The organism is Streptomyces sp. NPDC034085 (genome assembly GCF_055575555.1).
Genome location: NZ_JBVISL010000020.1, coordinates 17930 through 27491 on the forward strand (window position 1 = coordinate 17930; position 9562 = coordinate 27491).

Sequence of the window (9562 nt, forward strand, 5' to 3'; positions counted from 1 at the left end):
ACAATGAGGTGGTGTCCAGCTCCACGCCCACCCCGCTCCCCGTCCTCCAGGCCGACTGCGCGAACTGCTTCGCGCTCTGCTGCGTCGCCCTGCCCTTCGCCAAGTCGAACGACTTCGCCGTGAACAAGGCAGCCGGAACCCCCTGCAAGAACCTCCGGCAGGACTTCCGCTGCGGCATCCACACCCGGCTGCGCGACCAGGGGTTCCCCGGCTGCACCGTCTTCGACTGCTTCGGCGCCGGCCAGCAGATCTCCCAGGTCACCTTCGAGGGCCGCGACTGGCGCACCCACCCCGGGACCCGCGAGGCGATGTTCGAGGCCTTCCCGGTCATGCGGCAGCTGCACGAGCTGCTCTTCTACACCGCCGAGGCGCTCACCCGCCCCGCGGCCGCCCCCCTCCACCCCGCCCTGCGCACGGCCCTCGTCCGGACCGAGGCCCTGACCCGCGCCGACGCGAAGACCCTCACCGGCCTCGACGTCGCCCCGCTCCGCCAGGAGATCAACGCCCTGCTCCTGAAGACCAGCGAGCTCGTCCGCGCCAAAGCCCCCGGCCGCAGGAAGAACCACCGCGGCGCCGACCTGATGGGCGCCCGCCTCTCCGGGGCCGACCTGCGCGGAGCCAACCTCCGCGGCGCCTACCTGATCGCCGCCGACCTCAGCGGCGCCGACCTGCGCGGAGCCGACCTGATCGGCGCGGACTTCCGCGACACCGACCTCGGCGGCGCCGACCTGCGCGACACCCTCTTCCTGACCCAGCCCCAGCTGGCCGCCGCCCGCGGCAACACCGCCACCCGCATCCCGGCCCACCTCGCCCGCCCCGCGCACTGGACCGCGTAACCCCCACGCGCACGGCGACCCGCCCCGGCGCCCGCCCCGCACCCATGCGCCCCTCACGCCTCCGTACGCTCCCCCGCCGCCCCGGCCTCCCCCGATTAGCCCGAACGGCCGCCCCTCACACGGCCCCGCGCACGCCGTGCCGACAATCATTGCCCGGGGTCACCCCCCGTGATACACAGAGTGACCAGGTCAGGGCGCGCATACGGAGCGCGGGCCGGGAGAACGGGTAAAGGAAGCGGCCAAGTCGACGACGGCGCCGGTTTCATCAGCGAAGATAGTGCGTGACCCCTGCCGTTGGGCACGGGCTACCGGAACTACCCATACAGGGGCGGTGAGTTACATGATCCTGGCAGCCGAAAAGGGCGACATCACCACCATCATCGGCGGAATCGCCCCGAACTGGGGGCCGTTCGGCAGTCTCGGCAACGAAGCGAAGGTCATGATCGAAGTGGTCATGGCCGTCGCGATCCTCCTCTGCCTCGGCATCGCCATCTGGGGCGCCGCCAAGCAGCGCATCGGCGCGACCGCCCTGCGCGACACATTCAGCGCGGAACAGGGCAAGGGCCTCATCGTCGCCGGCCTCACCGGAGTCTTCATCATCGGCTCCCTCGGCACCCTCTTCACGATCGTCTACGGGATGGCCGTCTAGCCGGACCGCCGCGCCCGGCCGCACCCTGATGACGAATCACCACACCGCGCCTGAGCGGGAACGAGCGCTACCGTCGTACGACGCGGAGGGGGCGGACACGCAATGAGCAACGACGACCAGTACGGCGGCGGCAGCGGCCACGCCGAGGTCGGCGGCACGGGCCAGACCCGCACCCGGCTCCCGGACCTGCCCTCCGACCCGTACGGCACGCCCCGCCGCACCCCCCGCGCCTCCCGCGGCCTGATCACCGTGGTCGGAGTGGTGGTCCTGCTCGTCGCCGCCATCGCGTTCGCGAACCGGTCCCAGGACTCCACGCCGCCCGCCGCCTCCGACAAACCCCCGGCCGCGGACGCCACCGCCCCCACCGGCACCGCCCCGGTCACCGGCAAGTCCGCCGGCATCCCGAAGGGCTTCGCCCACGACGAACAGGGCGCCCAGTCGGCGGCCGCCAACTTCGCGGTGGCACTCGGCTCCGACGGGATGCTGAAGAAGGACGCCCGGCACGCCCTGGTGGACGGCATCTACACCCCCGAGGCGGCGGCGCAGCGCAAGGGCGCGCAGGACGCGGCGTACTCCCCCGCCTTCCTCGCCACCCTGGGCCTCGACGCGAACGGCAACGCCCCGCAGGGCAGCACCTTCGTCACCCGCGCCGTGCCCGTCGGCACCCGCGTCGAGAGCTACGGCCCGACCGCCGCGAAGGTCGCCGTCTGGTACACGGGCCTGGTCGGGATGTCGGGCGCCAAGTCCACCACCCCGGTCCGCACCACCTGGAAGACCTGGACGTTCGACCTGGCCTGGGCCGGCGACGACTGGAAGGTCACCTCCGATAGCCAGCAGGACGGCCCCGCCCCGGTACCCGGCGACGTCGCCGCCTCCACGTCCGACGACATCAGCAAGGCCGTCCAGGAGTTCGGAGGGTTCACCTATGCCCGGTAGTCGCCGCCCCGACCGCCGTACGGGCACCACCCGCCACCCGCGCGCCGCAGGCGCCCGCACCGCAGGCGCCCGCACCCCAGGCGCCCGCACCGCCGCGGCCCTGGCCGCCGTACAGACGGCCCTCGTCCTGCTGTCCGCCCGGGCCTACGCCGCACCCAGCCCCACACCGCCCCCCTCCGGCTCGCCCTCCGCCTCCCCGTCCGGCACGCCCGCCCCCTCCCGCTGCGAAGGGGTCATCGGCCCCCTCAAGGAGGACTGCGAACGCCAGGCCGGCAACACCCCCGGCACCGGACCCGGCACCGGCCTCTCGCCCACCAGCCCGCCCGACGCCCTCAACCCCCTCGCCTCCCTCGCCAAGGGCTGCGCCGACGCCGCCGCCTGGATCGTCGGCAAGCTCAGCGAAGCGGTCAAGTCCACCGCCAACGTCGACTTCACCAACCCGGCGTTCCTCCAGCAGTACGCCGTCGTCTTCGCCGCCTCCACCATCCTGACCCTCGTCCTGTGGCTGCTGGCCGTCGCCAAGCGCGCCATCCGCGGCGTCCCCCTCACCACCGCCCTCTCCGAGGCCATCGGCTTCCTCTGGCTGACCGTCCTGGCCTCCGCCTTCACCCCGCTCGTCCTCTACACCGTCGTCTCCGCCACCGACGGCGTCACCGAGGTCATCTCCGCCGCCACCGGCAGCCAGACCGACGTCTTCTTCGGCTCCTTCTCCGAAGCCCTCAAGAAGGGCCAGGACATCGGCGGCGGCCCGATCATGCTGATCGTCGTCGCCCTCGTCACCGTCCTGGCCGCCGGCGTGCTCTGGCTCGAGCTCGTCATCCGCGCCGCCCTGCTCTACGTCGGCGCCCTCCTCGGCACCGTCGTCTACGCCGGACTCGTCGACCGCAACATGTGGGGCCACGTCCGCCGCTGGGCCGGCATCATGATCGCCGTCATCCTCGTGAAACCGGTCATCGTCATCGTCCTCGGCCTCGCCGGAGCCCTCGCCGGCGACAAGGGCCCCGACGCCTTCTCCGCCGTCGTCTCCGGCCTCGCCATCATCCTCCTGGCGATCTTCGCCTCCGCGATGATCTACCGCTTCGTCCCCGGCTTCGGCGACGAGATCGCCTCCGCCCGCACCAACCGCTCCAAGGCCACCGACGGCGCCCAGGCCGCCGCCGTCATCAGCTCCCCGGCCTCCCTCGTCTCCCAGGGCATCAAGACCCACAGCAGCCGCGGCGGCGCCCACCGCGCCGGCGGCGGCAACCCCGGCGGCGGCGACGCCAACCAGATCTCCGGAGGCATGGCCGCCCACAGCAGCCGCCGCTCCGGCAGCGGGTCCACCGGCGGAACCGTCCCCTCCGCCGCCCCCGCGCCCCGCACTGGCTCGAGTACGAGGAACACAGGAGGTGACGGGCGTTGACGACCCAGTCCCACCAGCTCCACCCGGTCGCGCCCCGCCGCACGTATCTCATCGGCCGGGCCCGGCCGAACGCGATCGTCGGCAAGAACCGCGAAACCGGCGAAATCGCGCTGATCATCGTCGGCGCGTTCTTCGGCATGATGAGCGGACTGCTCGTCCCCGACCTCACCCTGCGCATCGTCAGCCTCGCCGGCTTCCCGCTGCTCGCCCTCGCCGCCGTGTACGTCCCCTACAAGGGCCGCACCTTCTACCGGTGGTTCGAGATCAGCCGCAGCTACAAGCGCACCCTGCGCCGCGGCACGACGTACCGCTCCAGCGCCATGGAAGCCGGCACCCGCGCCGCCGACGGCCGCGAGGTCGAAGTCGGCCCGCCCCCCGGCATCGGCCGCATCAACTGGCTCGCCGCCCCCTTCGGCCCCGACGAGATCGCCGTCCTGCTCCACGCCGACCGCAGAACCGTCACCGCCGCCATCGAGATCGAAGGCCCCGGCGTCGGCCTGCGCGACAGCGAGGACCAGGAAGCCCTCGTCGACCGCTTCGGCACCCTCCTCAAGCACGTCGCCAACGGCGACGGCTTCGTCACCCGCCTCCAGATGCTCGCCCGCACCCTCCCCGCCGACCCCGACGCCCACGCCAAGGACGTCGCCCAGCGCGGGGACACCCGCGCCCCGGCCTGGCTGCGCGACTCCTACGACCAGCTCCAGTCGATGGTCTCCACCTCCTCGGAGCAGCACCGCGCCTACCTCGTCGCCTGCATGCACTACACCCGCGAGCTCGCCGCCGAAGCCAACACCATCGCCCGCGCCGGCAACCACAAGGGACGCAAACTCGACCGCGACGCCGGCCTCGCCATCGTCATGGCCCGCGAGCTCACCGACATCTGCGCCCGCCTCGCCGAAGCCGACATCCGCGTCCGCCAGCCCCTCGGCCAGGGACGCCTGTCCTCCCTCGTGCACTCCATGTACGATCCGGACCACCCCATCGACCACATCCAGGCCATGACCAAGCGCAACGCCTGGCCCGCAGAGCTCGACGCCGTGGAGCCCACCTACCTCCAGGCCAAGACCCGCGAATCCTCCACCCGCGCCCCCTGGTGCCACGCCACCGCCTGGGTGAAGGAATGGCCGATGACCCCGGTCGGCGTCAACTTCCTCGCCCCCCTCCTCGTCCACACCCCGGACGTCATCCGCACCGTCGCCGTCACCATGGACCTCGAACCCACCGAGATCGCCATCGAGCGCATGCTCACCGAGAAGACCAACGACGAGGCCGACGCCTCCCGCGCCGCCAAGATGAACCGCACCGTCGACCCCCGCGACATCGCCGCCCACGGCCGCCTCGACCAGAGGGGTGAAGATCTCGCCAGCGGCGCTGCCGGAGTCAACCTCGTCGGGTACATCACGGTGTCCTCACGTTCACCCGAAGCCCTCGCCCGCGACAAGCGCACCATCCGCGCCTCCGCCGGCAAGTCCTACCTGAAGCTGGAATGGTGCGACCGCGAGCACCACCGCGCCTTCGTCAACACCTTGCCGTTCGCCACCGGCATCCGACGCTAGCTGGAGGGAAGTGCCGCCCATGCGAGATCCCATGTCCGCGCTGACGGACGCCTTCACCAGCTTCCTCTTCGGCAAGGTCGAGACCACCCGCCTGCCCGTCCGCACCTCCACCGGCCAGGCCCAGGCCGTCTACCTCCCCACCGCCGCCCCCGGCCTCGGCGACTCCGGCGTGATCATCGGCCGCGAGGTCTACAGCGGCAAGGGCTACATCTACGACCCCTTCCAGCTCTACGGCCAGCAGCTCCCCGCCCCCCACTGGCTCGTCCTCGGCGAATCCGGCAACGGCAAGTCCGCCCTGGAGAAGACGTACGTCCTGCGCCAGCTCCGCTTCCGCGACCGCCAGGTCGTCGTCCTCGACGCCCAGGGCGAGGACGGCGTCGGCGAATGGAACCTCATCGCCCAGCAGCTGGGAATAACCCCCATCCGCCTGGACCCCATCGCCGCCAACGACGACGGGATCCGCCTCAACCCCCTCGACCCGGCGATCACCACGACCGGACAGCTCGCGCTGCTCCGCACCATCATCGAAGTCGCCATGGGCCACGGCCTCGACGAACGCTCCGGCTTCGCCCTCAAGGTCGCCCACGCCTACGTCGTCGACGCCATCCAGGACCGCCAGCCCGTCCTCACCGACATCGTCGAACAGCTGCGCCACCCCGAAGCCGAATCCGCCCAGGCCATGAACGTCGACATAGACGACGTCCGGGCCTGGGGCCTCGACGTCGCCCTCGTCCTCGACCGCCTGGTCGACGGCGACCTCCGCGGCATGTTCGACGGCCCCACCACCGTCGGCATCGACCTCGACGCCCCGCTGATCGTCTTCGACCTCTCCCACATCGACCGCAACTCCATCGCCATGCCCATCCTCATGGCGATCGTCGGCGTGTGGCTGGAGCACACCTGGATCCGGCCCGACCGCAAGAAGCGCATCTTCCTCGTCGAAGAGGCCTGGCACATCATCAACAGCCCCTTCGTCGCCCAGCTCTTCCAGCGCCTCCTGAAGTTCGGCCGCCGCCTCGGCCTGTCCTTCGTCGCCGTCGTCCACCACCTCTCCGACGTCGTCGACGGCGCCGCCGCACGCGAGGCCGCCGCCATCCTCAAAATGGCCTCCACCAGAACCATCTACGCCCAGAAGGCCGACGAGGCCCGCGCCACCGGCCGCGTCCTCGGCCTCCCCCGCTGGGCCGTGGAGATCATCCCGACCCTCACCCCCGGCATCGCCGTCTGGGACGTCAACGGCAACGTCCAGGTCGTCAAACACCTGATCACCGAAACCGAACGCCCCCTCGTCTACACCGACCGCGCGATGACGGAGTCCTCCACCCCGCAGCAGCTCCCCGAAGAGCTGCTGGCCGCCGAACTCGAAGCGGAGGAACGAGCCCTGTACATCGAACGCCAGCGGGGCTCCGGCCCCGGATCAGCGACCACGGTGGCCTGACCATGCCCGACGCGAGACGTACGGAGCCCCCCGCGCGCGGCGGCGGCATCCCCGACGGGGTACTCGTCGGCCTCCTGGCCTTCCTCCTCGGCCTCGCCGTCCTGGTCTGGTCGGCCACCGGCCTCGCGGCCCTCTTCGCGAAGGGCGCCTGGCCGGCCACCGTCACCTTCACCCGCACCCCGGGGGCCGTCCGCGCCCTGATAACGCAACCCCACGACCTCCCCGCGGCCTGGCCCGACACCGCCCCGAGCGCCCTCCCGGGATGGGGCCTGTTCTGGGGACTGTTCATCAGCCAGCTCCTGGTCGTGCTGGTGCTGACGATCTTCACGATGGGCGTCGTCGCCCGTACGAAGGCCCGCCGCACCCGCGCCAGGCGCGAGGCCGCAGCTCCGGTGCTGGCACCGGAGCCGGCACCCGCCCCGGATCCCGGCCGGGTCCCCGCCCCGACCACGCCGCAGGCCCCGCCGCCCCCCGCCACCGGCCTCGCACCACCCGGGCCGACGGCAGCGGCCGCCCAGAGCCGCACGACGCCCCCCGGCCCGGCCCACGCCCCGGCATCAGCCCCCGCGCCGACCCTCTCCGCCGCGCACGCCCCCGTCTCCGCCGCCTCCGCACCGGGCGCCCCGCCCCGCAAACCGACCCCGGCCCGCTACACCTCAGCCGGCGACGCCCCGGCCCCGGCCGACGACGCCTACCGCTACGGCTTCGGCTACGCCCCGGCCCGCACCGCCCCCGCCCCCGCCCCCCGCCTCGCCTACGGCAGCCCGGCCGAACGCCACCGCCTCGCCGCCCACGCCCTCGTGGCCGCCGAGGGCGCCGCCCTGGTCGTCACCTCGTCCCCCGCACTGTGGGCGGAAACCAAGGACGCCCGGGCGAAACTCGGCCCGGTCCTCCTCTACGACCCCTCCCACCTGTGCGACACCCCGGCCCGCATGCACTGGCACCCCGCCGACGGCTGCGCCGACCGCGACACCGCCGCCGCCCGGGCGATCGCCCTGCTGGCCCCCGTACGCCCCCAGGCCCGCCTGGACAGCGCCCTCGCCGACACCGCCGAGACCCTGCTCCGCAGCTGGCTCCAGGCCGCCGCCCTCGACGGCCTCCCCTTCAAGCAGCTGGCCCGCTGGGCCCAGGGCAACGGCGCCCAGGACCCCGTCCGTACCCTGCGCACCCACCCGAAGGCGGCCCCCGGAGCGGCCGGCGAACTCGAGAGCGCCCTCACGGCCCACCCCGAACGCCGCGACCAGGCCCAGCAGCTCGCGGCCCGCGCCCTGTCCTGCCTGACCTCGATCCACATCCGCGAGGCCTGCAACCCGAACCGTACGGATTCCCTCACCCTGGCATCGTTCACCGCCGAAGGGGGAACCCTCTACGTACTGGGCGAATCCCTGGAGGACCCCCGTACGCACCCGGGTGCGATGCCCCTGCTCACCGCACTCGCCTCGGACGTGGTCGAGCACGGCCGCCGCATGGCCGCACGGTCATCCCACGGCCGGCTCGACCCACCAATGACCCTGGTCCTGGAGGACGTGGCGGCCGTCGCCCCCGTCCCCCAGCTCCCGGACCTCCTCCAGGACGAGACCCTCCCCCTCCTGGCCCTGTGCCGCAGCCGCGAACAGGCCCGCACCCGCTGGCCCCACGCCCGCTTCGACGGCTAGGCGCGCCCGAGCACGTACTCGTGCTCCTCGGCCCCCGACTCCGCCTTCACCACCCGCCCGCTCGGCACGAACCCGATCCGCCGGTAGAAGGCGGCCGCCCGCGGGTTCTCCTCGTGCACGAAGAGCCGTACGCGTTCCAGCGCCGGCCCCTCCAACGCCCAGGCCCACTCCAGGGCGGCCGCGAACAGCGCCTCGGCCAGCCCCGTACCCCGCAGCCCTGGCCGCACGAACACACCCACCACGTGCGCCTGCGCCTTCTCCACGGGCACGTCGAAGAAGTCGGTGGTCCCCTCCTCCTCGACCAGCACGGTCACGGAGCCGCCCCACTCCCCGTCGGGCCCCTCCGCGATGAACTGCCGCGCGGCCCGCCCGTGCGAGGCCCCCCGGGCCCGCTCCTGCCAGAGCGCGTCCGGCCGCTCCTCCGCCTGCCCCAGCGTCTCCAGGAAGGCCACCGGCGCCACCGGATCCCTCAGGGCGTCCAACCTCAACGCCTTGACCCGCTGCCACTCCTCGGCCCGCACCGCCCGCACCACATGCTGATGATCCATAACCCGGGATCCTAGCCACGCCCCTGATGCACACTGCCCCCATGCACCCGCATTCCCAGGCGCTCGCCCACGTCACCGCCCTGTCCTCCGGCCCGCCCCTGGACCCGGGTCTCACGGTCACGCTCAACTTCCACCCGGACCGCGTCACCGACGCCCGCCCGATCCTCACCGCGCTACCGCAACACGGAGGTGGAGACCGCCGCTGCGAAGCTCCCCTGCCGGACGGAATGGCACCCGGGCTTCCGCCTCACCGTCACCGAGCTCCGCCGGCACCCCGAGTACCGCGGCCAGGACTTCGTCGACCTCGGTTCGTCCATCGCCGTGGCCGGCGTCCTGACGCCCCGCATCCTGGGCGAAGCCGCCCGGACGGGCCGCTACGACGAACAGGCGCTCAAGCGCGTCTGGCATTACGTGGCCCGCTTCGGCGCTCCAGGATAAAGACCCCGTAAACGCAGAAAAGCCCCGCACCAGAAGGTGCGGGGCTTTCCCACAATGATTGTTCGGCGGCGTCCTACTCTCCCACAGGGTCCCCCCTGCAGTAC

Annotated in this window: 8 protein-coding genes and 1 pseudogene; 8 read left to right on the forward strand and 1 reads right to left on the reverse strand. The window is 72.6% G+C overall.

All coding sequences use genetic code 11. The features are described 5' to 3' along the window. Positions 1-11: 11 nt before the first annotated feature. The 7 genes from ACZ501_RS34745 (at position 12) to ACZ501_RS34775 (ending at position 8472) form a co-directional block, all read left to right on the forward strand. On the forward strand, positions 12-836 hold the full coding sequence (locus tag ACZ501_RS34745) for a pentapeptide repeat-containing protein (protein ID WP_468800738.1): 825 nt from the start codon (positions 12-14) through the stop codon (positions 834-836). A 340-nt stretch (positions 837-1176) separates the two neighbouring features. Continuing rightward, on the forward strand, positions 1177-1485 hold the full coding sequence (locus ACZ501_RS34750) for a hypothetical protein (protein ID WP_008742356.1): 309 nt from the start codon (positions 1177-1179) through the stop codon (positions 1483-1485). 102 nt (positions 1486-1587) lie between these two features. Next, positions 1588-2421, forward strand: a complete 834-nt coding sequence (locus ACZ501_RS34755) for a DUF8175 domain-containg protein (protein ID WP_468800740.1) — start codon at positions 1588-1590, stop codon at positions 2419-2421. After that, entirely contained in the window at positions 2411-3823 is a 1413-nt protein-coding gene (locus ACZ501_RS34760) for a hypothetical protein (RefSeq protein ID WP_468800743.1), read from the forward strand. The genes ACZ501_RS34755 and ACZ501_RS34760 overlap by 11 nt, the downstream gene beginning before the upstream one ends. Further along, on the forward strand, positions 3820-5379 hold the full coding sequence (locus tag ACZ501_RS34765) for an SCO6880 family protein (RefSeq protein WP_361609510.1): 1560 nt from the start codon (positions 3820-3822) through the stop codon (positions 5377-5379). Before ACZ501_RS34760 ends, ACZ501_RS34765 begins: the two co-directional genes overlap by 4 nt. 19 nt (positions 5380-5398) lie before the next feature. Then, the gene (locus ACZ501_RS34770) at positions 5399-6817 is read left to right on the forward strand and encodes an ATP-binding protein (protein WP_468800745.1); all 1419 of its coding nucleotides are present in this window, start codon (positions 5399-5401) and stop codon (positions 6815-6817) included. A 2-nt stretch (positions 6818-6819) separates the two neighbouring features. Beyond that, positions 6820-8472, forward strand: a complete 1653-nt coding sequence (locus ACZ501_RS34775; protein WP_468800748.1) for a type VI secretion protein — start codon at positions 6820-6822, stop codon at positions 8470-8472. Here ACZ501_RS34775 and ACZ501_RS34780 read toward each other — a convergent pair. Beyond that, positions 8469-9020 carry a GNAT family N-acetyltransferase gene (locus tag ACZ501_RS34780; RefSeq protein ID WP_468800750.1) on the reverse strand — a complete coding sequence of 184 codons (552 nt, stop codon included), beginning with the start codon at positions 9018-9020 and terminating at the stop codon, positions 8469-8471. The two genes, ACZ501_RS34775 and ACZ501_RS34780, sit on opposite strands and share 4 nt — an antisense overlap. A 168-nt stretch (positions 9021-9188) precedes the next feature. Here ACZ501_RS34780 and ACZ501_RS34785 point away from each other — a divergent pair. Further along, a pseudogene (locus tag ACZ501_RS34785) lies at positions 9189-9458 on the forward strand (DUF3626 domain-containing protein); the annotation flags it as partial. Positions 9459-9562 lie beyond the last annotated feature (104 nt).